Annotated in this window: 25 protein-coding genes; 17 read left to right on the forward strand and 8 right to left on the reverse strand. The window is 64.1% G+C overall.

Annotated elements, in window-relative coordinates; genetic code table 11:
* Positions 1–6: 6 nt before the first annotated feature.
* From hscB to AC0KXH_RS05925, 15 genes are all read left to right on the forward strand, one after another.
* Positions 7–528 (forward strand): co-chaperone HscB, encoded by a 522-nt coding sequence (hscB, locus tag AC0KXH_RS05855; protein WP_488224333.1) that lies wholly within the window; start codon positions 7–9, stop codon positions 526–528.
* Between the two features lie 40 nt (positions 529–568).
* Entirely contained in the window at positions 569–2431 is a 1863-nt protein-coding gene (gene hscA, locus AC0KXH_RS05860) for a Fe-S protein assembly chaperone HscA (protein ID WP_200628157.1), read from the forward strand.
* A 2-nt stretch (positions 2432–2433) separates the two neighbouring features.
* Positions 2434–2772 (forward strand): ISC system 2Fe-2S type ferredoxin, encoded by a 339-nt coding sequence (fdx, locus tag AC0KXH_RS05865; RefSeq protein WP_043219087.1) that lies wholly within the window; start codon positions 2434–2436, stop codon positions 2770–2772.
* A 13-nt stretch (positions 2773–2785) separates the two neighbouring features.
* Positions 2786–2986, forward strand: a complete 201-nt coding sequence (gene iscX / locus AC0KXH_RS05870) for a Fe-S cluster assembly protein IscX (protein ID WP_041107176.1) — start codon at positions 2786–2788, stop codon at positions 2984–2986.
* A gap of 123 nt (positions 2987–3109) precedes the next feature.
* Positions 3110–3541 (forward strand): nucleoside-diphosphate kinase, encoded by a 432-nt coding sequence (gene ndk, locus AC0KXH_RS05875; RefSeq protein WP_041107174.1) that lies wholly within the window; start codon positions 3110–3112, stop codon positions 3539–3541.
* Positions 3542–3560: 19 nt separating this feature from the next.
* Entirely contained in the window at positions 3561–4709 is a 1149-nt protein-coding gene (gene rlmN / locus AC0KXH_RS05880) for a dual-specificity RNA methyltransferase RlmN (RefSeq protein ID WP_488224334.1), read from the forward strand.
* Positions 4710–4719: 10 nt separating this feature from the next.
* Positions 4720–5478 carry a type IV pilus biogenesis/stability protein PilW gene (gene pilW, locus AC0KXH_RS05885; protein WP_041107170.1) on the forward strand — a complete coding sequence of 253 codons (759 nt, stop codon included), beginning with the start codon at positions 4720–4722 and terminating at the stop codon, positions 5476–5478.
* Positions 5475–6521 (forward strand): RodZ domain-containing protein, encoded by a 1047-nt coding sequence (locus AC0KXH_RS05890; protein ID WP_488224335.1) that lies wholly within the window; start codon positions 5475–5477, stop codon positions 6519–6521. Before pilW ends, AC0KXH_RS05890 begins: the two co-directional genes overlap by 4 nt.
* 2 nt (positions 6522–6523) lie before the next feature.
* Complete coding sequence (gene ispG / locus AC0KXH_RS05895; protein WP_041107167.1) at positions 6524–7636, forward strand: flavodoxin-dependent (E)-4-hydroxy-3-methylbut-2-enyl-diphosphate synthase; 1113 nt, start codon at positions 6524–6526, stop codon at positions 7634–7636.
* A gap of 15 nt (positions 7637–7651) precedes the next feature.
* The gene (hisS, locus tag AC0KXH_RS05900; RefSeq protein ID WP_041107164.1) at positions 7652–8941 is read left to right on the forward strand and encodes a histidine--tRNA ligase; all 1290 of its coding nucleotides are present in this window, start codon (positions 7652–7654) and stop codon (positions 8939–8941) included.
* A gap of 26 nt (positions 8942–8967) precedes the next feature.
* Positions 8968–9609 (forward strand): YfgM family protein, encoded by a 642-nt coding sequence (locus AC0KXH_RS05905; protein ID WP_200628160.1) that lies wholly within the window; start codon positions 8968–8970, stop codon positions 9607–9609.
* Positions 9609–10757, forward strand: a complete 1149-nt coding sequence (gene bamB / locus AC0KXH_RS05910; RefSeq protein ID WP_043219095.1) for an outer membrane protein assembly factor BamB — start codon at positions 9609–9611, stop codon at positions 10755–10757. Before AC0KXH_RS05905 ends, bamB begins: the two co-directional genes overlap by 1 nt.
* Positions 10758–10859: 102 nt before the next feature.
* On the forward strand, positions 10860–12341 hold the full coding sequence (der, locus tag AC0KXH_RS05915; protein WP_041107158.1) for a ribosome biogenesis GTPase Der: 1482 nt from the start codon (positions 10860–10862) through the stop codon (positions 12339–12341).
* 71 nt (positions 12342–12412) lie between these two features.
* Positions 12413–13561 (forward strand): pyridoxal phosphate-dependent aminotransferase, encoded by a 1149-nt coding sequence (locus tag AC0KXH_RS05920; protein WP_488224336.1) that lies wholly within the window; start codon positions 12413–12415, stop codon positions 13559–13561.
* Positions 13549–14343, forward strand: a complete 795-nt coding sequence (locus tag AC0KXH_RS05925) for an amidohydrolase (protein WP_200628163.1) — start codon at positions 13549–13551, stop codon at positions 14341–14343. Before AC0KXH_RS05920 ends, AC0KXH_RS05925 begins: the two co-directional genes overlap by 13 nt.
* On the opposite strand, the gene AC0KXH_RS05930 is transcribed toward AC0KXH_RS05925, so the two are convergent.
* From AC0KXH_RS05930 to leuA, 7 genes are all read right to left on the reverse strand, one after another.
* Positions 14334–14537: a hypothetical protein gene (locus AC0KXH_RS05930; protein WP_061338665.1), complete on the reverse strand. Its 204-nt coding sequence runs from the start codon at positions 14535–14537 to the stop codon at positions 14334–14336. The genes AC0KXH_RS05925 and AC0KXH_RS05930 overlap by 10 nt on opposite strands.
* On the reverse strand, positions 14534–14917 hold the full coding sequence (locus tag AC0KXH_RS05935; RefSeq protein WP_488224337.1) for a DUF2784 domain-containing protein: 384 nt from the start codon (positions 14915–14917) through the stop codon (positions 14534–14536). Before AC0KXH_RS05935 ends, AC0KXH_RS05930 begins: the two co-directional genes overlap by 4 nt.
* A gap of 1 nt (position 14918) precedes the next feature.
* Complete coding sequence (locus AC0KXH_RS05940; protein ID WP_488224338.1) at positions 14919–15554, reverse strand: DUF2238 domain-containing protein; 636 nt, start codon at positions 15552–15554, stop codon at positions 14919–14921.
* A 67-nt stretch (positions 15555–15621) separates the two neighbouring features.
* Complete coding sequence (locus tag AC0KXH_RS05945) at positions 15622–16335, reverse strand: endonuclease (protein ID WP_041107147.1); 714 nt, start codon at positions 16333–16335, stop codon at positions 15622–15624.
* 82 nt (positions 16336–16417) lie between these two features.
* Entirely contained in the window at positions 16418–17281 is an 864-nt protein-coding gene (locus tag AC0KXH_RS05950) for a carboxylate/amino acid/amine transporter (RefSeq protein WP_488224339.1), read from the reverse strand.
* A 77-nt stretch (positions 17282–17358) separates the two neighbouring features.
* Positions 17359–18411, reverse strand: coding sequence for an NAD(P)-dependent alcohol dehydrogenase (locus AC0KXH_RS05955; RefSeq protein ID WP_213150829.1), 1053 nt, complete (start codon positions 18409–18411; stop codon positions 17359–17361).
* A gap of 143 nt (positions 18412–18554) precedes the next feature.
* On the reverse strand, positions 18555–20225 hold the full coding sequence (gene leuA / locus AC0KXH_RS05960) for a 2-isopropylmalate synthase (RefSeq protein ID WP_043219106.1): 1671 nt from the start codon (positions 20223–20225) through the stop codon (positions 18555–18557).
* A 290-nt stretch (positions 20226–20515) separates the two neighbouring features.
* Between leuA and AC0KXH_RS05965 the strand changes: the two genes are divergently transcribed.
* Both AC0KXH_RS05965 and AC0KXH_RS05970 read left to right on the forward strand, forming a co-directional pair.
* Positions 20516–20935, forward strand: coding sequence for a DUF2946 domain-containing protein (locus AC0KXH_RS05965; protein ID WP_061338747.1), 420 nt, complete (start codon positions 20516–20518; stop codon positions 20933–20935).
* A gap of 51 nt (positions 20936–20986) precedes the next feature.
* Positions 20987–23185, forward strand: coding sequence for a TonB-dependent copper receptor (locus AC0KXH_RS05970; protein WP_488224340.1), 2199 nt, complete (start codon positions 20987–20989; stop codon positions 23183–23185).
* A gap of 144 nt (positions 23186–23329) precedes the next feature.
* Here the strand turns inward: AC0KXH_RS05970 and AC0KXH_RS05975 are convergent, their stop codons facing one another.
* The gene (locus AC0KXH_RS05975; RefSeq protein ID WP_488224341.1) at positions 23330–24622 is read right to left on the reverse strand and encodes a mechanosensitive ion channel family protein; all 1293 of its coding nucleotides are present in this window, start codon (positions 24620–24622) and stop codon (positions 23330–23332) included.
* Positions 24623–24704 lie beyond the last annotated feature (82 nt).

The following is a 24704-nucleotide window of genomic DNA, read 5'->3' on the forward strand; positions in this document are numbered from 1 at the left end:
GCGCCTGTGGGTAGACCCTGCCATTTTGCGCTGTTCGATCTCAGCCCCGCCTTCGATCTCGACCTGGATCAACTCGCAGCCCGTTATCGCGAGCTGGCCAGACAGATGCATCCGGATCGTTTCGCCGATGCGAGCGAGGCTGAGCAGCGTCAGGCACTGGAGCGCTCGGCGAACCTGAACGACGCCTTCCAGACGCTCAAGAGTCCGACGCGTCGGGCTCGCTACCTGCTGGCGTTGGAAGGTCACGAGGTGCCGTTGGAAACGACGGTTCAGGATCCCGAGTTTCTTCTGCAGCAGATGCAATGGCGCGAAGAGCTTGAGGATCTGCAGGATAGCGCCGACCTTGCTGGGGTGGCCGCCTTCAAGGCACAGCTCAGGCAGGCTCAGGCGGCGCTCAATGAGCGCTTCGCTGCGCTTTGGCAGGAGCCGGCCCAGCGCGAAGCCGCTGAGCGCATGGTTCGACGCATGCAGTTTCTCGACAAGCTTTCCCAGGAAGTACGCGAACTGGAAGAGCGTCTCGACGATTAACCCGCACGGCGCTCGTCGCCGTGCCCGACATCAGATAGCTATGGCCCTACTTCAGATTGCTGAGCCCGGACAGAGCCCGCAGCCGCACCAGCGCCGGCTGGCCGTCGGTATCGACCTTGGAACCACCAACTCGCTGGTTGCTGCCTTGCGTAGCGGTGTCACGGCTCCGCTGCCTGATTCGCAAGGCGAGGTGATCCTGCCGTCGGCGGTGCGTTACCGTCCTGATGGCGTGGAGGTCGGTGCCGTTGCACGTCAGGCGGCGGCCATCGATCCGTTCAACACGATCATCTCGGTCAAGCGCCTGATGGGGCGCGGATTGGCCGACGTCAAGCAATTGGGCGTCCAGCTGCCTTATCGCTTTGCCGAAGGCGAGTCGCAGATGCCGTTCATCGAGACGGTTCAGGGGCCGAAGAGCCCTGTCGAGATTTCCGCCGAGATTCTTCGCAGCTTGCGTCAGCGGGCCGAGCAGACACTTGGCGGTGACCTGGTCGGTGCCGTCATTACCGTTCCGGCCTATTTCGATGATGCCCAGCGACAGGCAACCAAGGATGCCGCGCGCATCGCCGGGTTGAATGTCCTGCGTCTGCTCAATGAGCCGACGGCCGCCGCGGTTGCCTACGGACTCGATCGTCAGGCTGAGGGCGTCGTTGCGATCTACGACCTGGGTGGGGGCACGTTCGATATCTCCATCCTCAGGCTGACCAAGGGTGTCTTCGAGGTGCTGGCGACCGGCGGAGACACCGCGCTCGGTGGCGACGACTTCGATCACGCAATCGCTGGCTGGATTCTGCAGCAGTCAGGTGGTTCCTCCGATCTGCCGCCCAGTGCGCAACGGGCTTTGCTCAGGGTGGCGTGCGACGCCAAGGAGCAGCTCAGCGACTCGGCTGCCGTCGACGTCGCTTATGGTGATTGGCGAGGCGTGCTGACGCGTCAGGCCTTCGAGTCGCTGATTGAGCCGTTCGTGGCGCGCAGCCTCAAGGCTTGTCGTCGTGCGGTTCGCGACTCTGGGGTCGAGCTTGAAGAGGTTACCGCTGTCGTCATGGTCGGCGGCTCGACGCGTGTGCCCTATGTTCGCCGCGTGGTCGGCGAGCTGTTCGGTCTCGAGCCCCTGACCGACATCGATCCCGACGAGGTCGTGGCCATCGGCGCCGCCATTCAGGCCGAAACGCTGGCTGGCAACAATCGCGATGGCGACCAGCTGCTGCTGCTGGACGTCATCCCGCTTTCCCTGGGGCTGGAAACGATGGGCGGGCTGATGGAAAAGATCATCCCGCGCAATACCACGATTCCCGTCGCCCGCGCGCAGGATTTCACCACCTACAAGGATGGCCAGACGGCCATGATGATCCATGTGCTGCAGGGTGAGCGCGAGCTGATCGCCGATTGCCGCTCCCTGGCGCGTTTCGAATTGCGCGGAATTCCGCCAATGGTGGCAGGGGCGGCGAAGATTCGTGTGACCTTCCAGGTGGATGCCGACGGCCTGCTCAGCGTCTCGGCGCGCGAGTTATCCTCGGGTGTCGAGGCAAGCGTTCAGGTCAAGCCGTCGTACGGGCTGACGGATGGCGAGATCGCGCGGATGCTCGAAGACTCGTTCCGCAGTGCGGGCAGCGACAAGCAGGCACGAGCGCTGCGTGAACACCAGGTTGATGCCCAGCGCCTGCTCGAGGCGGTCGAGGCGGCGGTCGCGGCCGACGGCGATCGCCTGCTTGATGACGAAGAGCGCGTGGCGATCGAGGCGCAGATGGCCGAGTTGCGTGCGCTGCTCGATAGTCAGGACGCCGCCGCGATCGAGCAGCAGACGCGGCGCCTGACGCAGATTACTGATGCCTTCGCCGCGCGTCGGCTGGATTCCACCGTCAAGGCGGCGCTGGCCGGCCGGCGGCTCAACGATATCGAGGAATGATGATGCCGCAGATCGTATTTCTGCCCAATGCCGATCACTGCCCTGAGGGCGCTGTCATCGAGGCCAGTGCCGGTGAGACTGTGCTCGATGCCGCGCTGCGCAACGGCATCGACATCGAGCATGCCTGTGAGAAGTCCTGTGCCTGTACCACTTGTCATGTGGTGGTTCGCGAAGGGTTCGATTCTCTTGAGCCGTCCGACGAGCTTGAGGACGATATGCTGGACAAGGCCTGGGGGCTGGAGCCGCACTCGCGTCTTTCCTGTCAGGCGGTGGTCGCCGAGAAGGACCTGGTAGTCGAGATTCCCAAGTACACCATCAATCAGGTTTCCGAAGGTCACTGAGGCAGGGCGCAAGATGAGTCTGAAATGGAACGACGTGCTGGAAATCGCCATCCAGCTGGCCGAAACGCGCCCTGAGGTAGATCCTCGCTACGTCAATTTCGTCGAGCTGCATCAATGGGTCCTGGCGCTCCCGGAATTCGCCGATGATCCGCAGCGCGGCGGCGAAAAAGTCCTCGAGGCGATCCAGGCGGCCTGGATCGAGGAAGCCGATTAGTCGGAGCAGGGCAGCCGTCGACGTCGCAGTCGGTCAGTCGCCTGCCCTTATGTTTTGACCTGAACCCGCGTATGATTCGCGGGTTTATTCATTTGCATCAACCCATCTCTCTGGAGTCCATAAATGGCCCTGCAACGCACCTTCTCCATCATCAAGCCGGACGCTGTCGCCAAGAACGTTATCGGTGAAATCACCACTCGTTTCGAGAAGGCCGGCCTGCGCGTCGTCGCTTCGAAGATGGTTCAGCTGTCCGAGCGCGAGGCTGCCGGCTTCTACGCCGAGCACAAGGAGCGCGGCTTCTTCAAGGATCTGGTCGCTTTCATGACCTCCGGTCCGGTCATCGTTCAGGTTCTGGAAGGTGAGAACGCTGTCGCCAAGAACCGTGAGCTGATGGGCGCCACCAACCCGAAGGAAGCTGCCGCCGGCACCATTCGCGCCGATTTCGCCGTTTCCATCGACGAGAACGCCGTGCATGGCTCCGACTCCGAGGCCTCGGCTGCTCGCGAGATCGCTTACTTCTTCTCCGCCACCGAGCTGTGCGATCGCATTCGCTGAGTGAGCGCAGGTGAATCCAATGACTAGCGAAACCGGCAAGACCAATCTGCTGGGCCTGACCCAGCTGCAACTGGAACAGTTCTTCGAGTCGATCGGCGAGAAGCGCTTCCGGGCCGGCCAGGTCATGAAGTGGATTCACCATTTTGGCGTCGATGATTTCGACGCCATGAGTAACCTCGGCAAGGCCTTGCGCGAAAAGCTCAAGGCCTGTGCCGAGATACGTGGGCCCGAGATCGTCAGTGAGGACATTTCCAGCGATGGCACCCGCAAGTGGGTGGTTCGCGTGGCCTCGGGCAGCTGCGTTGAGACGGTCTACATCCCGCAAAACGGCCGCGGCACGCTTTGTGTGTCCTCGCAGGCCGGCTGCGCGCTGGATTGCAGCTTCTGCTCCACCGGCAAGCAGGGCTTCAACAGCAACCTTACCGCTGCCGAAGTGATCGGCCAGGTTTGGATTGCCAACAAATCCTTCGGCACCGTTCCGGCGAAGATCGATCGCGCCATCACCAACGTGGTGATGATGGGAATGGGGGAGCCGCTGCTCAATTTCGACAATGTCGTGGCAGCCATGCAGATCATGATGGATGACCTTGGCTACGGCATTTCCAAGCGCAAGGTCACCTTGTCCACGTCGGGCGTGGTGCCGATGATCGACGAGCTGGCGAAGGTGATCGACGTCTCTCTGGCCTTGTCGCTCCACGCACCGAATGATCCGCTGCGCGACCAGCTGGTGCCGATCAATCGCAAGTATCCGCTGGACATGCTGCTGGCAGCTTGCAAGCGCTATATCTCGCGGCTGGGCGAAAAGCGTGTACTGACCATCGAGTACACCTTGCTCAAGGGCGTGAACGATCAGCCCGAGCATGCCGGGCAGATGATCGCCTTGCTCGCGGATATCCCTTGCAAGATCAATCTGATCCCATTCAATCCGTTCCCTCATTCGGGATATGAGCGGCCGAGCAACAATGCGATTCGCCGCTTCCAGGACATCCTCCACAAAGGTGGGCACAATGTGACTGTGCGTACCACCCGTGGCGAGGATATCGACGCCGCCTGCGGGCAGCTGGTCGGTCAGGTACTCGACCGCACGCGTCGCAGCGAGCGTTACATTGCCGTGCGTGAACTCCACGACGACTCCGCTACCGCGCGTTCTGTTTCGAATCGATCCTGAGGGGATATCGATGGCTCTGCGCCTTGCGCTGATCATTTTGTTCGCCGGCTGGATGGCCGGCTGCGTATCGACGGGAAGCGTCGACCCGCTGAAAACCGAAGAGGGCCGTAGCCAGGCCCGTGACGCCTATATCCAGCTTGGCCTGGGCTATCTTCGCCAGGGCGCTACCGCCCGTGCCAAGACCCCGCTACGCAAGGCGCTGGAGATAGACCCGCATAGTGCTGACGCGCATGCTGCGCTGGCGCTGGTGTTCCAGACCGAGATGGAGAACGCGCTGGCCGACAAGCATTATCGCGAAGCGCTGTCGGCCCGGCGCGATGCCCGCATCCTCAACAACTATGGCAGCTTTCTGTTCGAGCAGGGCCGCTACCAGGACGCCATGGAGCGCTTCAGTCAGGCCTCCGAGGACAACATGTATCCCGAGCGCGCGCGGGTATTTCAGAACATGGGGATGACCGCGCTCAGGTTGTCGCAGCCAGAGGAGGCGGAGAAGTACTTCAACCGCTCGCTGCGACTGGACAGCCGCCAACCCGGGGCTCTGCTCGAGCTGGCGATGCTTGCCTACGAATCCGGCGAGTACGTGCCGGCCAAGCGCTATTACGATGATTTCAGTGCGCTGTCCGAGCAGAACGCCCGCAGCCTTTTGCTCGGCATTCGATTGGCAAACATCCATGGTGACCGGGATCGCGCCGCCAGTCTGGCCTTGCAGTTGAAACGACTGTATCCAGGCACATCCGAGTACAAGCAATTCCTATCGGAGCAACGATGAGTGCGCCTGAACACGAACCCATGAGCCAGATGGGGGGCAACCCGGGCGAAACCCTGCGAGTGGCTCGCGAGCAGAAAGGGTGGTCCCTGCTGTTGGTGGCCCAGCGGCTCAACCTGCCTACGCGGTCGGTCGAGCACATCGAGGCTGGCGACTTCGGTCGCCTGCCCGGGCATACCTTCGCCCGCGGCTATGTCCGGGCTTACGCCAAGTTGCTCGAGCTTGATCCCAATCGCCTGGTCAACGAGTTCGACCGCTACACCGGCACCGAGGCCACCGGCAGCAGCACGGTGCAGAGCCTGGGGCGCATCGAAGAGCCCGGCCGTCTCTCGCGCAGTGTCATGCGTGTGTTCGGTTTTCTTCTTCTTCTGTTGCTGGTCGGCGCCAGTCTCTACTGGTGGCAGGAACGTTCGGGACGTGACGACGCGGCAGCACCGGTAAGTGCCCTGGAACGCATCGAAGTCGAGAGTGCCGACGGCACGACCCAGGTCCATGTGCTCGAAGACCCGGACGATCAGGAGGTTGACGAGGGCGCGTTGCCTCTGTCGCCCGCGCCCGCAACGGACGAAACCGAAGTGCTCGCTGTCCCCGGCGCCGTGGAGGAACTGGCCAATGACCAGGCACAGGCCGCAAGCGCCGAGGCTGCGGTGGAGCCATCCAGCGTCGAGAGCTCCGCGGTAGATTCGCCTTCACAGCCGGTCGCCCCCCAGCCGGCTGAACAAGCTGAAGCCGCTTCGCCGGCGCAGGCCGAAATGGCTGCAGCAGAGGGCGCGCAGCAGTCCGGTGCTGCACAGTTGGAGGATGGTGAAGGCCGTCTGGAGCTTCGCTTCGTCGCTGACTGCTGGGTCCGCGTGACCGCAGCGGACGGTCGCCAGTTGCTCAGCACGGTAGGCAAGGCCGGCAGCGAGCGTACCGTCGTCGGAACGGCGCCGTTGAACGTGCACCTGGGCTTTGCGCGTGGCGCGGTATTGACCTATAACGGCAACCCCGTCGACGTCAGCCCGTTCATTCGTGGCGAGACTGCTCGCCTCACGCTCGGACAGTAACGATGCATAGTGAGTCGCCAATCAAACGCCGCCAGTCGCGCAAGATCTGGGTCGGCAATGTCGCCGTCGGAGGGGATGCCCCCATCTCCGTGCAGAGCATGACCAATACCGAGACCTGCGACGTTGACGCCACCGTGGCGCAGATCCGTCGATTGGAGGACGCCGGCGCGGACATCGTGCGCGTATCGGTCCCTTCGATGGACGCGGCCGAAGCCTTCGGCAAGATCAAGCAGCAGGTTCGGGTTCCTCTGGTGGCGGACATCCACTTCGATTACCAGATCGCCTTGCGCGTGGCCGAACTCGGCGTCGATTGTCTGCGTATCAACCCCGGCAACATCGGCCGCGAAGAGCGCGTGCGTGCCGTGGTCGAGGCAGCACGTGACAAGGGCATTCCAATTCGTATCGGTGTGAACGCGGGCTCGCTGGAAAAGGACCTGCAGAAAAAATATGGTGAGCCGACTCCCGCGGCGCTGGTGGAATCGGCTTTGCGCCATGTGGAGCACCTGGACCGTCTGAACTTCCAGGACTTCAAGGTCAGCGTGAAGGCCTCCGACGTGTTCATGGCCGTAGAAGCCTACCGGTTACTTGCCACGCAGATCGAACAGCCGCTGCATCTGGGCATCACCGAGGCCGGTGGCCTGCGCTCGGGTACGGTGAAATCCGCCGTCGGCCTGGGCATGCTGCTCGCCGAAGGCATTGGTGACACCATTCGCATCTCGCTGGCGGCCGACCCGGTCGAGGAGATCAAGGTCGGCTTCGACATTCTCAAGTCGCTGCGTTTGCGCTCGCGTGGCATTAACTTCATCGCCTGCCCGAGCTGCTCCCGGCAGAACTTCGACGTGGTCAAGACCATGAACGAGCTGGAAGGGCGGCTGGACGATCTGCTGGTTCCGCTGGACGTGGCGGTCATTGGCTGCGTGGTCAACGGGCCCGGCGAAGCGAAGGAGGCCCATGTCGGCCTGACTGGCGGCAGCCCGAACAACCTTGTCTACATCGATGGCAAGCCGGCCCAGAAGCTCGGTAACGAGGCCCTGGTGGACGAACTGGAGCAGCTGATCCGGCGCAAGGCCGCAGAGAAGCTGGAAGCCGACGCGGCGCTGATCGCCCGCAGCTGATTTCAAGGATTACCTTTGAGCAAGACCCTGCAAGCCATTCGTGGCATGAACGACATCCTGCCTGCCCAGACTCCGGTCTGGCGTTACCTCGAGGGCACTTTCGCCGAGCTGCTGGAGGCGTACGGCTACAGCGAGATCCGTCTGCCGATCGTCGAGTACACCGAGCTGTTCGCGCGGGGCATCGGTGAAGGGACCGACGTCGTCGACAAAGAGATGTACACCTTTCGCGATCGCAACGACGAGTCGTTGACCCTTCGGCCGGAAGGCACCGCCGGCTGCGTGCGTGCTGTGCTCGAGCATGGCATGACCGGTGGCGGTCAGGTCCAGAAGCTCTGGTACACCGGGCCGATGTTCCGTTACGAGAAGCCCCAGAAGGGTCGTTATCGCCAGTTTCACCAGATCGGTGTCGAGGTGTTCAATCAGCCCGGCCCTGATGTCGACGCCGAACTCATCGTGCTTACGGCAAGGCTGTGGCAGCGCCTCGGCATGGCCGATGCGGTCACCTTGCAGCTCAACAGTCTTGGTTCCAGCGAGGCGCGTGCACGTTACCGCGATGCCCTGGTCGCCTATCTGCAGCAACGCTTCGATCAGCTGGATGAGGACAGTCAGCGCCGGCTGAGCACCAATCCGCTGCGCATCCTCGATAGCAAGAACGCCCAGACCCAGGCGCTGCTGGCCGATGCGCCAACTCTGGCCGACTACCTGGACGAAGAGTCGCGGACGCACTTCGAGGGGCTCAAGGCGCGCCTCGACGCCGTTGGTATCGCCTATGAGATCAACCCCAAGCTGGTGCGTGGCCTGGATTACTATGGCCGTACGGTTTTCGAGTGGGTCACCGACAAGCTCGGCGCCCAGGGAACCGTCTGTGCGGGCGGGCGCTACGACGGGCTGGTCGGCCAGTTCGGCGGCAAGCCGACTCCAGGTGTGGGTTTCGCCATGGGGGTAGAGCGCCTGGTGCTCCTGCTGGAGACGCTGGAGCTGGTCCCGGCGAGCCTCTGCCGTGAACCCCACGCCTACATCTGCGCCTTCGGCGAAGCAGCCGAGCTGAGCGCCCTGGCGCTTGCGGAGCGGTTGCGCGACGCGCTGCCCGGATTGCGCCTGCTGGTCAATGCCGGCGGTGGCAGCTTCAAGAGCCAGTTCAAGAAGGCCGACAAGAGCGGCGCACGTTTTGCGCTGATTCTCGGAGAGAACGAACTGGCGTCACGCATGGTAGGGTTCAAGCCGCTGCGCGACGACAGCGAACAACAGAACATTGCCTGGGATGCTCTGCCCGAGCGTCTGGCTGCCTGCCTCGAGCAGGGCTGAACTAAGCGAATGGAAGGAGTGACGGTGTGACCTCGGGTACCGAAGAAGAACAACTCGCGCAGATCAGGGAATGGTGGCAGCGCAACGGTAAACCGCTGCTGTTCGGTGGTGCGCTGGCCCTTGTGCTGGTGTTTGGCTGGCAAGCCTGGCAGAACCGCCAGGTCGCTCAGGCCGAGGCCGCGTCTGCACTTTATCAGCAGCTTCTGGTCGCTGCGCTTGAAATGGCCGAGCCGGACACCGCCGAAGTGGCGCGTCTGGGAGGCGAACTGAAGAACGAATTCGGCGGTACCCATTACGCGCAATTCGCCAGCCTGTTCATGGCGAAGGTGGCGGTTGAGAGCGGGCGCCTGGATGAAGCGGCCAGCGAGCTGCGTAGCGTTGTCGACAAGCCGGTCGACAAGACTCTCGAGGAGCTGGCGCGCCAGCGTCTGGCTCGTGTGCTCGCGGCGCAGAAAAAGGCCGAGGACGCGCTGCGCCTGCTCGATGGTGACGCGGCGACCGGTTTCGCCGCCAGCCGAGAAGAATTGCGTGGCGACCTGCTGGTCCAGCTTGGTCGTGACGACGAAGCCCATGCTGCCTACACCAAGGCCAAGCAGGCGGCCGCCGAAGACGGTGCCATCGGCGGACTGCAATTGAAGCTCGACGATCTGGCCAAGGGAGACGCGTGATGCGCTTTAAGATTGCCGCGCTGTTGGCGGCTGCCGTATTCGCGGCCGGTTGCAGCAGCAACAGCAGCAAGGAGCCGGAGCCGGCCGAGCTGGTCAAGTTCGATGCCGAAATCCAGCTTGACAAGGTGTGGAGTCGCAGCATCGGGGACGGGCAGGGGGACACCTACAACCTGCTGGTGCCAGCGGTGTACGGCGAGCAGATCTACGCCGCCGACGTCGATGGCCTGGTGGTCTCGATGGATCGCACGACGGGCAAGGTCAACTGGAAGCAGGACCTGGACGTATCCATTTCCGGAGCGGTGGGCGCTGGCTACGGCCTGGTGCTGGTGGGCACGCTTTCCGGCGACGTGATTGCGCTGGATGTTTCCACCGGCGAGGAGCGCTGGCGCAGCAAGGTCAGCAGCGAGGTACTGTCGGCGCCGGCAATCAACGGCGACATCGTGCTGGTGCAAACCCAGGACGATCGCCTCATCGCGTTGGAAATGGACACCGGCGCGCAGCGCTGGAGCTATGAGAGCGCGCCAGCTGTGCTGACTCTGCGCGGTACCGGAGCGCCGCTGCTGACCAATCAGCTGGCTATTGCCGGTCTCTCCACCGGCAAGGTCATTGCGCTGGATACCCGACGCGGGCTGCCGGTCTGGGAGCAGCGCGTTGCCATTCCGCAGGGCCGTTCGGAGCTTGAGCGCGTCGTCGACATCGACGGCGGCCTGCTGCTGTCCGGCGGTACGCTGTATGTCGGCACCTATCAGGGGCGCGCGGCGGCGCTCGATGTGGAGAGTGGTCGTGTGCTCTGGCAGCGTGATGCCTCGACTTACTCGGGCGTGGCGCTGGGTTATGGCAGTGTCTATCTGAGCCTGGCCGATGGCACGGTCGAGAGTGTCGACGAGCGCTCGACCACCGCACTGTGGCGTAACGAATCGCTGGCCCGCCGGCAGCTGTCGGCACCGGCGGTGTTTTCCAGTTATGTGGTGGTGGGTGACAAGGAAGGTTACATACACCTGCTGAGCCAGGTGGACGGGCGTTTCGTGGCCCGCGAGCGGATCGACAGCAATGGCGTGCGCGCACGTCCGGTGGTCGATGGCGATTGGCTGTATGTCTACGGTAACGGGGGCAAGCTCGTTGCAATGACCATCCGCCGCGCCGACTGATCGGTCGAGTGCTGGCCGCCGGTAAACGGCGGCCACCGAATTTTGTGGCCGCTGCCTTGCAGCGGCCTTCGTGTTTTCTGAAATATCGTAGTGGAGAGCCGCATGGTTCCCGTAATAGCCCTGGTGGGGCGGCCGAACGTCGGCAAGTCCACCCTGTTCAACCGGCTGACCAAGAGCCGTGACGCCATCGTTGCCGAGTACGCCGGCCTGACCCGGGATCGCCAGTACGGCGAGGCCAAATGGCAGGGGCGCACCTACATCGTCATCGACACGGGTGGCATCTCTGGCGATGAAGAGGGCATCGACGCAAAGATGGCCGAGCAGTCGCTGCAGGCCATCGAAGAGGCCGACGCCGTGCTGTTCATGGTCGACTCACGTGCCGGCCTGACCGCAGCCGACCAGTTGATCGCCGAGCACCTGCGCAAGCGCAACAAGCGTTGCTTCCTGGTGGCCAACAAGGTGGACACGGTCGACCCGGACATCGCGCGCGCCGAGTTCAGTCCGCTGGGGCTGGGCGATGCACTGCCGATTGCCGCTGCGCATGGCCGCGGCATCGGCCAGATGCTCGAGCAGGCGCTGGGCATGTTTCCTCGCGACGATGCCGGCGAAGAAGCGCCAGGCGAACTGGAAGGCGAAACGGGTGAAGTCGAGCCGCGTCCGCGTCTGGAACCGGGGCCAAGCGAGAAGGAAGGCATCAAGATCGCCATCGTCGGCCGCCCCAACGTCGGCAAGTCGACGCTGGTCAACCGTATGCTCGGCGAGGAGCGGGTGATCGTCTACGATCAGGCCGGCACCACGCGCGACAGCATCTACATCCCCTTCGAGCGCGATGAGGAAAAATACACCCTGATCGACACCGCCGGCGTGCGCCGCCGCGGCAAGATCTTCGAGGCGGTGGAAAAGTTCTCCGTGGTCAAGACGCTGCAGGCGATTCAGGACGCCAACGTGGTGATCTTCGTCATGGATGCCCGCGAAGGCGTGGTCGAGCACGACCTCAACCTGCTCGGCTTCGTGCTCGAGACCGGCCGGGCACTGGTCATCGCGCTGAACAAGTGGGACGGCATGGACCAGGGCGAGAAGGACTACGTGAAGACCGAGCTGGAGCGCCGGCTGTTCTTCGTCGACTTCGCCGACATCCATTTCATTTCCGCCAAGCACGGGACCGGCGTCGGGCACCTGTACAAGTCGGTCCAGGCCGCGTTCAAGTCTGCGGTCACCCGCTGGCCGACCAGCCGGCTGACGCAAATCCTCGAGGATGCGGTTCAGGAGCACCAGCCGCCGATGGTCAACGGTCGGCGCATCAAGCTGCGCTATGCGCACCTCGGTGGAGCCAACCCGCCGCTGATCGTCATACACGGTAACCAGGTCGAGGCGGTACCCAAGTCCTACACCCGCTATCTTGAGAACACCTATCGGCGGGTGCTCAAGCTGGTCGGCACGCCAATTCGTATCGACTACAAGGGCGGCGAGAACCCCTACGAGGGCAAGAAGAACACGCTGACCGACCGCCAGGTCAACAAGAAGCGCCGGCTGATGTCGCACCACAAGAAGGCCGAAAAGAAGCGCCGCGACAAGAAGCGGTGAGAGGCGGCCCGGCGGTTGCCGGGCGCACGCGCAACCTTGCTGGCGGGCATTGCCCGCCTCTGGATTGAGGGATGATCAGCAGCAAGCTGCCGGACGTCGGCACGACCATCTTTACCACCATGTCGCAGCTGGCCGCCGAGACCGGTGCGCTCAATCTCTCCCAGGGCTTCCCCGATTTCGACGGACCGGAGGCCCTGCGTGAGGCGGTCGGGCGGCACGTGATGAGCGGGCACAACCAGTACGCGCCAATGACCGGTTTGCCGCAGCTGCGTGAGCAGATCGCCGGCAAGGTCGCGCGTCTGTACGGCCGTCGTGTCGATGCCTCGACCGAAGTGACTGTCACGCCAGGCGCGACCCAGGCGATCTTCTGTGCGATCCAGGCCGTGGTCAGGCCCGGCGACGAGGTCATCGTCTTCGATCCCTGCTATGACAGCTACGATCCTGCCGTCCGCCTCGCTGGCGGCGCCTGTATCCATCTGCCGCTGGCGTTGCCGGATTTCGCCATCGACTGGCAGCGCCTGGCCGACTCGATCGGCCCGCGCACGCGAATGATCGTGCTGAATACGCCGCACAACCCCAGCGGCGCGCTGATCGGGACCGAAGACCTGGATCGCCTCGCTGCGCTGGTGCGTGGCCGCGATCTTTACCTGCTCAGCGACGAAGTCTATGAGCATCTGGTGTTCGACGGCCGCGAACATGCCAGCGTGCTGCGCCACGAGGAACTGTACCAGCGCGCTTTCGTGGTCAGCTCGTTCGGCAAGACGTATCACGTCACCGGCTGGAAGACCGGTTATGTGGTGGCACCCGCGCCGCTCACGGCCGAGCTGCGCAAGATCCACCAATATGTCAGCTTCACCGGGGTGACCCCGCTGCAATGGGCCCTGGCGGATTACATGCTGGCGCATCCCGAGCATGTGCAGGAGCTGCCGGCCTTCTACCAGGCCAAGCGTGACCTGTTCTGCGACCTGCTGGCTGGCTCGCGCTTCGCCTTCACCCGGGCGGCGGGCACCTATTTCCAGCTCGCCGACTATTCGGCGATTCGCCCCGAGCTCGATGACGTCACCATGGCTGAGTGGCTGACCCGCGAGCACGGCGTGGCAGCCATCCCCATCTCGGTGTTCTACCAGCAGCCGCCGGAAGGCCTGCGACTGGTACGCTTCTGCTTTGCCAAACGGGAGGAGACGCTGCGTGAGGCAGCGCAACGACTATGCGCGATCTGAACGAGTTGCCCGACCTCGAACTGGCGCTGATCCAGACCGAACTGGCCTGGCAGGACGCCAAGGCCAATCGCGAGCGCTTTGCCACGCTGCTGGAGCAGGCGCGCGGCGCCGACCTCATCGTCCTGCCCGAGATGTTCACCACCGGCTTCTCGATGGATTCGGCCGCGCTGGCCGAACCGGAGGAGGGCCCGACCTATCACTGGCTGCGCGAGCAGGCCGCGCGCCTGGACGCGGTGGTGACGGGCTCGGTGATCATCGAAGCGGCCGATGGCAGCCATCGCAACAGGCTGCTTTGGGCCCGCCCGGACGGTGAGGTCCTGCACTACGACAAGCGCCATCTGTTCCGCATGGCCGGCGAGCACAAGCATTACACCCCGGGCATGCAGCAGGCGCTGTTCGAGTTGAACGGCTGGCGGGTACGTCCGCTGATCTGCTACGACCTGCGCTTCCCGGTCTGGAGCCGCGATCCGCATGGCACCGACCTGCTGCTCTACACCGCCAACTGGCCGGCGGCGCGGCGCGACGCCTGGAACCGCCTGCTGCCGGCGCGTGCCATCGAGAACCTGTGCTTTGTCGCTGCCGTAAACCGCGTCGGCGAGGATGGCAAAGGCTATCCATATAGCGGCGACACGCAGGTGCTGGATTTCAAGGGCGATACGCTGCTGGGCGCAGGCGACGGCGACGGCGTGTTCCGTTGTACGCTGCGCGCGCGCGATCTGGCAGCCTTCCGCGAGCGCTTTCCGGCCTACCACGATAGCGACGCCTTCGAGCTTCAGCTCTGAGGCGGAGGCGATCTGCCCTGTTCATCCAGGCGGACGCTGCGGACCAGATAGGCCTGCTTGTGGCCCCGCCGTTCGTAGTCGTGCATCGCCCGTTCGGCGCTGCTGCGTTCGGCGAACCGGGCCATTTCGATTTCGTTGCCGTTGTCGTCGATGCGATAGAGCAACCAGGCCAGTCGTTGCGCAGTCTGCTTCATCGACGCAAGTGGCGCGACTGTGCCACGCGTCGGCGCAACAGCCAGGCATAGATCAGTAGATTCGCCAGCAGCACCACGCCGGCGAGCACATACTGCACGGGCAGGCTGAGCCAGCTGGGGTATAGGGCCGGCAGCAGGTAGTGTTCGATGAAGCCCTCGCTGTAGCCGGTATCGCCGGAGATGCTTCTCAGCCGCTGCTCCCAGTGCGTCAATGGGCAGCCGTGATCGGTTATCTCGACAAAGATTGCCCAGGCGGCGGCGGGTAGCTGTACGGCCAGCAAACGAGGTTTCCACGCGGCCAGCAGGCCGCCGAGCAGGGCGAAGAGCACGAAGCCGAGATGCAGGACGAGCAGGCTGTCGGCGGCGAGTCGGTAGAGCACGTCAGCGCGCCTGCCGCGTGTCACCGGCGCGCTCGATTTCGGTGATCTGCCGGTTCTGCAGTCCAGCCAGGGCAAGGAGCCCGAAACACGCGCCGATCAGCGCCAGGAACATGTCCGACTGGGTGTCCCAGGGGTCGCCCTGGGTGCCGAGGAAATCCACGGCGCCACCGCCGGCCAGCAACGCTACCCACCATTCGATCAGCTCGTAGAAGGCACTGATCGCCAGCGCCACGCAGATGGCGAGGAACCCCAGCATCGGCCCTGGGCGCAGGTAGCCGTTGCGCAGGAGGATCTCACGGGCGACCAGCATCGGCACCAGGCCCTGCATGAAGTGGCCGAGTTTGTCGTAGGGGTTGCGTGCCAGCTGCAGCGCATCCTGGACCCAGAAGCCCAGAGGCACGCGGGCATAGGTGTAGGCACCGCCGAGGATCAGGACCAAGGCATGAAAGGCGATCAGCAGATAGAGCAGGCGCGTGAGTGGGAAGCGCCGGTAACTCAGTGCCAGCACGGGGGCGGCGATGAGCACAGGCGCTACCTCGAGCAGCCAGGTTGCACGGTCATAGGGCGCGATGGCCGACAGCCCCAAGGCTGACGCGACGAGCAGGCCCAGTACCGCCAGCAGTCTGTGTTGTGCCATGCGTTCCCTGCCGCAGATGAAGTGCGCACAGCATGCCGCCGTCCCCGGCGCCCGGCAAGCGGCCCGTTCAGCGCACGGCCAGGCGCTCCTGCGGCGTGCATTGGCGCAGGTCCACCTGGCCGACATGCGGGTTCGCATTGCCCTGGATGCAGGCGATCCGACGGTTGCGCCAGCGTTCCCATTCGTTGACCGGATATTGCCGATTCCAGATGTCGAACAGCCGGCGATCCTGTCGCGACAGGCGCAACCCGTAGCGCTCGCTCATGTACAGGTAGGTACGCGCAATGGCCCCGCGGCTGTAGTCGGCGGGCATCGCCGTGCGTTGCTTGAAGTTCACCACGAAGGGGCAGGCGCCATACTGTGTCGGCTTTTGCGCGAGCATGCCGAAGCCGAAGTTGCTGCGGTCGCCATTCACCTCGCCGACTACCGGTACGAGGTTGTGCAGGTCGGCTTCGGCGCGGCTGAATAGCGGATCGTGGCGGGTGCAGTGCTTGCGTCCGCCATCTTGCCAACATTGGCGCTGATGGCCGATGACCCAGGCCGGCACGATGTGCTCCCATTCGACCCGCGCCGCGCGCTGCGGCTGTTTGCGCGGACGGTAGCCGCAGCTCTGCAGGTCGATGCGCTTGCCGCGAAAGCTACAGCCGCAATAGAAATCCACCGGGCGTTCGGCGTAGATATCCCACGCCAGTTTCTTGGCTTCACGAAAGGTGCGTGGAGCGTCGGCATGGGCCTGGAGCAGGGTGAGGCAGGCAAGCAGGAAGAGGGTGATGCGTGGCATGCAGTTCTCGACGACAGACTGAGAAACGCATCCTTGCGTGGGGCCGGCATCTTACCCTGTTTCGTTAAAAAATCCTTTTTAATCAGACGGTTGGGACTTCTGTGCGGCCGATGGCGTTGATCCGCAGAGAGGCCAGGATCAACCCGCCGCCGATGGTGAGGAGGATCAGATCGGCTTTGCTGTCCCAGAACAGCAGATTCAGCACCAGCCCGACGGGTACCGAGAGGTTGTTCATCACAGCCAGGGTCCCGGCATCGACCTGCGTCGCGCCCTTGTTCCAGCAGAACTGACCGATCGCTGTGGCCAGCACGCCCATCCACAGCAGCACGGCCCATTGCAGGTCGGTTGTCGGCAGGCGCGTCGGATCGCCGAACGCCAGCCAGGCCGGCAGCACCACGGCCAGAGCGCCGAGGAAGAAATAGCCGAAGCGTCGGTGCAGCGGCACCGCGGACGGGAACCGCCTGGCCAGGTGCCGGTAGCCGACCTGGCCTGCGGCAAAGGTGAAGTTGGCCAGCTGCATCAGCAGGAAGCCGCCCAGAAAGCCGCTCGAAAGCTGGTCGTAGCGAATCAGCCCGGCACCGACCACAGCCACCGTGGCTGCCAGCAGCGCCCAGGGATTGAAGCGGCGCTCGAGCGCGTCGTCGATCAACGTCACGTGCAGTGGAGTCAGCACGGTGAACAGGAGGATTTCGGCGACACTGAGCAGGTTGAAGCTCAGGTACAGGCAAATGTAGGTGACGCCGAATTGCAGGGCACCTACCAGCGTCACGCCGGCCATGAAGCGCGGCTCGACCCCGCGCCAGCGGGTCAGCGGCAGAAACACCGCAGCGGCGAGCAGTACGCGGGTGAGCACGGCGAAATAGCTGTCCACCTGCCCAGCCAGGTGCGCACCGATGAGGTTGAACGACACTGCCCAGAGCAGCGTGACGAAGATCAGGTAGCCCATAGGCCCTCCGTTGCGAAGGGCCGCGACCTTAGCCGTTCCGGCCGGGCGGGGGAAGCCCGGTGCCGGAACCGCAGCGATCAGGCGTCGAGCGTCGCCATGTCGATGACGAAGCGATACTTCACGTCGCTCTTGAGCATGCGCTCGTAGGCTTCGTTGATCTGCTGCATGTCGATCATCTCGATGTCCGAGACGATATTGTGTTCGGCGCAGAAGTCGAGCATCTCCTGCGTCTCGGCAATGCCGCCAATCAGCGAGCCGGCGATGCGGCGGCGCTTGAAGATCAGGCCAAAGACGCTGGGCGACGGATGCGGCGTTGCCGGCGCACCGACCAGGGTCATGGTCGCGTCGCGCTTGAGCAGGTTGATGAAGGCATCGAGGTTATGCGGTGCAGCGACGGTGTTGAGGATGAAGTCGAAGCTGTTCACGTGTGCCGCCATCTCGTCGGCGTTCTTCGACACCACCACTTCCTTGGCCCCCAGGCGCAGGGCGTCCTCGCGCTTGTCCGGGCTGGTGGTGAACAGCACGACGTGCGCGCCCATGGCGGCAGCGATCTTCACCGCCATGTGGCCGAGCCCGCCGAGCCCGACCACGCCGACCTTCTGTCCGGGGCCGACCTTCCACTGGCGCAGCGGCGAATAGGTGGTAATGCCGGCGCAGAGCAGGGGTGCGACCGCGGCGAGGTTCTCGGTATGGCTGATGCGCAGGACGAACTTCTCGTCCACCACGATGTTGTCCGAGTAGCCACCGTAGGTATTCTCGCCGCCACCGAAGGCCGGGCCGTTGTAGGTGCCGACGAAGCCCTTCTCGCAATACTGCTCCAGCCCTTCGTTGCAGGACGCGCAATGCTGGCAGCTGTCGACCATGCAGCCGACGCCCACGGTGTCGCCCGGCTTGAACTGGCTGACCGAACTGCCGACCGCTACCACCCGGCCGACGATCTCGTGACCGGGGACCGACGGGTAGAGCGTGTTGTTCCATTCGTTGCGTGCGGTGTGAAGGTCCGAATGGCAGACGCCGCAGTAGAGGATCTCGATCTGTACATCGTTGGCACCCGGTGCGCGGCGCTGGAAGCGGTACGGCGCGAGCGGACTGGTAGCGTTCTGGGCAGCGTAGCCTTTGGCCTCGAGCATGATGCGTCTCCTGCATGCGTGAAAAGGGAGGACAGTCTAGGAGCGACCGCGGTTCCTTCACAAACGCCGAAGCGAAGCGTGGCGGGCCGTCGCGCGGGTACGAAAAAGGGGACGCCTGGCGTCCCCTTTGTTCAACGCCCGCTTCAGGCCGCCTGGCTGGCCGAATCCCGCAGGGCGCGGTTCAGCGCACTGAACAAGGCGCGGATGCTCGCCGTGGTGATGTTCTCATCGACACCGATGCCATGCAGCGGACGCTGGCCATCCAGGCGTACTTCGATGTAGGCCGCAGCCTTGGCGTTGCTGCCGGCACCGATGGCGTGCTCGTGGTAATCCATGATCTCCAGTTTCACCGGCAGTGAAGCGACCAAGGCTTCCAGCGGGCCCTTGCCGATACCGCGCCAGTGCTGAGCCTGGCCGTCGGCGAGCACCTCCACATCGAGAGCGCTGGTGCCGTTCTCTTCCTGCAGGCGATGGCTCTTCAAGGCATAGGGCGCGGTGGCCTGCAGGTATTCGCTTTCGAGCAGCGCGAAGATCTGCTGGGCGGTCATCTCCAGGCCGAGGCGGTCGGTTTCCTTCTGCACCACCTGGCTGAACTCGATCTGCATACGCCGCGGCAGGCTGATGCCGTACTCCTGCTCGAGCAGGAAGGTAATGCCGCCCTTGCCGGACTGGCTGTTGACGCGGATCACCGCCTCGTAGCTGCGGCCGATATCGGCCGGATCGATCGGCAGATAGGGGACTTCCCAGACGGCGTCCGGCTTCTGCTGGGTGAAACCCTTGCGGATCGCGTCCTGGTGCGAGCCGGAAAAAGCGGTGTGCACCAGGTCGCCGACATAGGGATGGCGCGGGTGCACCGGCAGCTGGTTGCATTCCTCGACCACCTTGCGCACCGCATCGATGTCGGAGAAGTCGAGCTGCGGGTCGACGCCCTGGGTGTAGAGGTTCAGCGCCACCGTCACCAGGTCGACGTTGCCGGTGCGCTCGCCGTTGCCGAACAGGCAGCCCTCGACGCGGTCGGCGCCGGCCATCAGACCCAGTTCGGTGGCCGCTACACCGGTGCCACGGTCGTTATGGGTATGCAGGCTGACCAGCACACTGTCCCGCCGATCGATATGCCGGCAGAAATACTCGATCTGGTCGGCGTAGATGTTCGGCGTGGCGGCCTCCACGGTGGCTGGCAGGTTGAGGATCAGTTTCTGCGCGGGGGTCGGCTGGAAGACCTCAATCACCGCATTACACACCTCCACGGCAAACTCCGGCTCGGTGGAGCTGAAGATTTCCGGCGAGTACTCGAAACGCCAGGCGGTGCCCGGATTTTCTGCGGCCAGGCGCTTGATCACCTTGCCGGCGTTGACGGCGATCTGCACCACGCCGGCCTTGTCCTGATTGAAGACGATGCGGCGGAAGCTCGGCGCAGTGGCGTTGTAGTAATGGACGATGGCCTGCTTGGCACCCTTGAGCGACTCGAAAGTGCGGGTGATCAGGTCTTCGCGAGCCTGGGTCAGCACCTGAATGGTCACGTCGTCCGGAATGTGGCCGCCTTCGATCAGCTCGCGGACGAAGTCGAAGTCGGTCTGCGAGGCGGACGGGAAACCTACCTCGATTTCCTTCAGGCCGATGGCTACCAGCGTCTTGAAGAAGCGCATCTTCTTCGCCGCGTCCATGGGCTCGATCAGCGACTGGTTGCCGTCCCGCAGGTCGGAGCTCAGCCAGATCGGTGCCTGATCGATCACCCGGCTTGGCCAGGTGCGATCGGGAAGGTTGATCGGGGTGAACGCGCGGTATTTGCGAGAGGGATCCTTGAGCATGGTCATGGCGTTTTCCTGAAGTCACGGGCGTCGCCTGCAGGCGGCGGGCCAATTGTTCGGTTGCGGATGGTGCGAAGTTAGGCGTTGGGTGAGTTTGTTTGCAATAGCTATTAAAAAAATGGTGAATCCTGCTGTTTATCGTATTCGTTCGACATAAAAAATAAGTTATTTGAATTTTTGCGCAATTTCGTTGGCTAGGCAGGTTGCGGCCACATGCCGCAGCCAGGGGCGTGCCGGGCATGCGATCATCGGCCCGCTTCGCGAAGGAGCGTTTTTGGGCAACGCAAGGTGCAGTGGTGAAACGACGGGCCTATTCGACAACGAGCATCTGGCTTGGCCTGTTCGCCATGCTGATGATCCATGTCGGCCCGCTGTACTCGGCCTTGCAGATCGCCGGGCGGCATGCCGAGCCCAGCATGGCGGCCGAGCACGCCGGCCATGGCGGGCACTCGATGCACGCGCAGGCTGGCCATGACCCCAACGCCTCCGTCCATCACCGTCAGGCACGCTACGGCGAGCCACAATGGCTCGCCGCCCTCGAGTTGTGTGGCTACTGCGAGCTGCTGACCCTCAACCCACCGCTGACTCTGGCCGTCGATCTGGCGCTGCCTGAGCATCGCCCCGCCCATTTCGAGCCGCTGCCCGTTGCGCCGTTGGTCGAGGCGCCGCGCCACAGTCGCGGCCATCCGCGAGCCCCTCCGGTTTTCCACGCCTGATCTGCCGGGCCGCAGCCTGCGGCCGTCCAACAATCAGTAGTGGAATCAGCTATGTCCAAGAAGCTTTGCGACAGTCGCGCAGGTGCGCGCCTGTCCACCGGATTTTTCGTTCGCCCGAGCCGCCTGCACTGGCGCCTGGCCCATCTGACCTTTCTCGGCCTGGCAGCCGGCGGCGCCCTCGCGGCCGAGGCCGACGAGCACGCCATGCATGCGGCGCACGAGCAGGCTGTCGAGCTGGCGCCGCTGGTCGTGACCGGCGTGGCGCAGACTACGCCGCTGAAGGTGGTCACCGATCCCAAACTGCCGCGCCAGCCGGTGCCGGCCAGCGACGGTGCCGACTATCTGAAGACCATTCCGGGTTTCTCCGCGGTGCGTAACGGCGGGGTCAACGGCGACCCGGTGTTCCGCGGGATGTTCGGCTCGCGCCTGAAACTGCTGTCCAATGGCGGCGAGATGCTCGGTGCATGCCCCAACCGGATGGATTCGCCGTCGTCCTATATCAGCCCCGAGAACTTCGACCGGCTGACCGTGATCAAGGGGCCGCAGACAGTGCTCTGGGGGCCTGGCGCTTCTGCGGCCACCGTGCTGTTCGAGCGCGAGCCCGAACAGTTCAGCGAGCCGGACTGGCGGCTGAACACCAGTTTCCTGACCGGCTCAAACGGTCGCTTCGACCGTATCCTTGATGCCGCCGCTGGGGCGGAGCAAGGCTATGCAAGGCTGATGGCCAACAGCTCGCAGGCCGACGACTACGAGGATGGTAGCGGCGACACCGTGCCGTCGCGCTTCGACAAGTGGAACACCGATGTGGCGCTCGGCTGGACGCCCGATGCAGACACGCTGCTCGAACTCACCGCCGGCCGCGGTGACGGCGAGGCGCGCTATGCCGGTCGCGGCATGGACGGCAGCCAGTTCAAGCGCGAAAGCCTGGGCCTGCGCTTCGAGAAGAGCAACATCGGCGAGACGTTCTACGGGCTGGAGGCGCAGGTCTACTACAACTACGCCGACCACATCATGGACAACTACAGCCTGCGCGATTTCGTGCCGTCGATGATGATGCCCAACCCGACGCTGTCGCGCGTCGACCGCCGCACGCTGGGTGGCCGGCTGGTCGGCACCTGGCAGTGGAGCGACGTCGAGCTGAAGGCGGGCGTCGATGCGCAGCGCAGCGAGCACCGCAAGGTGATGAATCCAGCCGGTGCCGCCAACCAGATGGTCCAGGCGGCCGGCAGCGATGCGCTGCCTTGGGTGCCGGACGCCATGCTGCATAGCTACGGCGCCTTTGGCGAGCTGACCTGGCAGCTCAACGAGCGCAGGAAAGTCATCGGTGGCCTGCGCCTGGACCTGCACGAGGCGACCGACGAGCGCGAATTCTTCCGTAGCCACGACACCTCGAGCATGCCGATCGTCTCGCGCGACTGGGACAACCCCACCGCCGGCGAGACCCGTCGTGACACCCTCTACAGCGGCTTCCTACGCTACGAAGAGCGGCTCGCGGAGCTGCCGGCGACCTGGTACGCAGGCCTCGGCCACGCCGAGCGCTTCCCCGACTACTGGGAGCTGTTCGTTTCCAACCCCGGCCCGGTCGGCACGGTGCAGCCGTTCGATTCGGTGCGCCCGGAGAAGACCACGCAGCTGGATGTCGGCCTGCAATACAGCCAGGGGCCGCTCGAGGCCTGGGTATCGGCTTACGCCGGGCTGGTCGAGGACTACATCCTGTTCAGTTACGTGCCAGGCGTGATGCCGAACATGATCCGCGCCGAGGTCAGCAACATCGACGCCACCATCGCTGGCGCCGAAGCCGGTCTGGCCTATCGCTTCACCTCGAACTGGAAGGGCGACGCCAGCCTGGCCTATGCCTGGGGCGAGAACCGTAGCGACGGTCGGGCGCTGCCGCAGATTCCGCCTCTGGAAGGGCGTCTGGGCCTGACCTACGAGCGTGACAACTGGAGCACCACCGGTCTCTGGCGTGTGGTCGCTTCGCAAGGCCGGGTAGCCGAGAACCAGGGAACCGTGGTCGGCAAGGACTTCGGCGAGAGCGCCGGTTTCGGGGTGCTGTCACTCAACGGCGCCTATCGGCTGAACGAGACGGTCAAGCTCAGCGCTGGCGTCGACAACCTGCTCGACAAGACCTACAGCGAGCACCTCAACCTCGCTGGCAGCGCAGGCTTCGCCGATTATGGCCTGGATGCCACGAGTCGGATCAACGAGCCTGGGCGCACCCTTTGGGCGCGTGTCGACCTGAGCTTCTGAGCCGGCAGGCAGCGCGGGCTTCGGCCCGCGTTGCTCTCGTAGGCTGGCGCTGGGGCACGGGCGACCGGGTTCACTGGCGCTGGTCTCATGGACGAGGCAATGGGCAGCGCCGGGGTGTGCGTGAACCCGTGCCCCAGCGCCAGCCTACGATCCCTGCGCCTGACTTCGGTCAGGCGCAATCTCTTGCATGCGAGGCTGCGGCCGGTTTACGGCATCGCACCAGTCGCGCATGTCGCCGCCGGATGGATGCTGGAACACCCGCAGACCGAACTCCGGCAGGATCGCCAGCAAGTGATCGAAGATGTCCGACTGGATCGCCTCGTACTCCGCCCAGGCGACGGTGTTGGTGAAGCAATAGATCTCCAGCGGGAGGCCGTCGGCGGTCGGGCTCAGCTGCCGCACCAGCAGCGTCATGCGCTGATGCACCCCGGGATGGCTGCGTAGATAGCGTTCGACATAGGCGCGAAAGGTGCCGATGTTCGTTACGCGGCGCGTGTTGACGGGCTCCTGTCCCCGTTCGGCGAGCTTGGCGTTCCACTCATCGATCTCTTTGCGCTTGTTGACCAGGTACTCTTCCAGCAGGTTGAAGCGGTAGAGCCGCTTGCGTTCCTCGGCGTCGAGGAAATGCACGCTCTGCTGATCCAGGTAAAGGCTGCGCTTGATCCGGCGGCCGCCACTTTCCTGCATGCCGCGCCAGTTCTTGAACGAGTCGGAAATGAAACGCTTGGTCGGAATGCTGGTGATGGTCTTGTCCCAGTTCTGCACCTTGACGGTATGCAGGGCGATGTCGATGACATCGCCGTCGGCATTGAGCTGCGGCATTTCCACCCAATCGCCGACGCGAATCAGGTCGTTGGAGGTGATCTGCACGCTGGCGACCAGCGACAGCAGGGTGTCTTGGAAGATCAGCATCAGCACGGCGGCCATGGCGCCCAGGCCGGAGAGCAGGATCAGCGGCGAGCGGTCGATCAACGTGGCGATGATGAGAATGGTGGCGATCGCGTACAGCCCGATCTTGACTACCTGCAGGTAGCCCTTGATCGGGTGGATGCGCGCATCCGAGCGCCGCTGGTAAAGCATGTTGACGATGTCCAGCACGCCGCCGAGCGCCAGCGCGACGGTCAGTACGATGAAGCCGCCACACACGTTGCGCACCACCATGACCGCGGCTTCGGGCAGGCCGGGCACCGCATGCACGCCGGTGGAGAGCACCAGCGCCGGCACGATGTTCGACAGCCGCTTGATGACGCCGAAATCCTCGATATCGCTGGTGCGCGCATGACGCAGTAGCTTGTACAGCCCGCGCACCAGGATGCGTTTGACGATCCAGTTCGAGACCCAGGCGGCAAGCACCAGTGCGGCGCTTGCCAGGAGCGTCTGCAAGTACGGATGGGCATCGAGCCAGTCGAGCCAACCGGTCAGTTCTTCTGTCGGCATTCAGCTTCTCTCAGGTGGCGGGCAACCGGCCCGGACGCGGCGCGACCCTAGCAAAACCGGCCTGCGGACGAAACCGCAGGGC

This window comes from Stutzerimonas sp. CXK-1 (assembly GCF_057738225.1).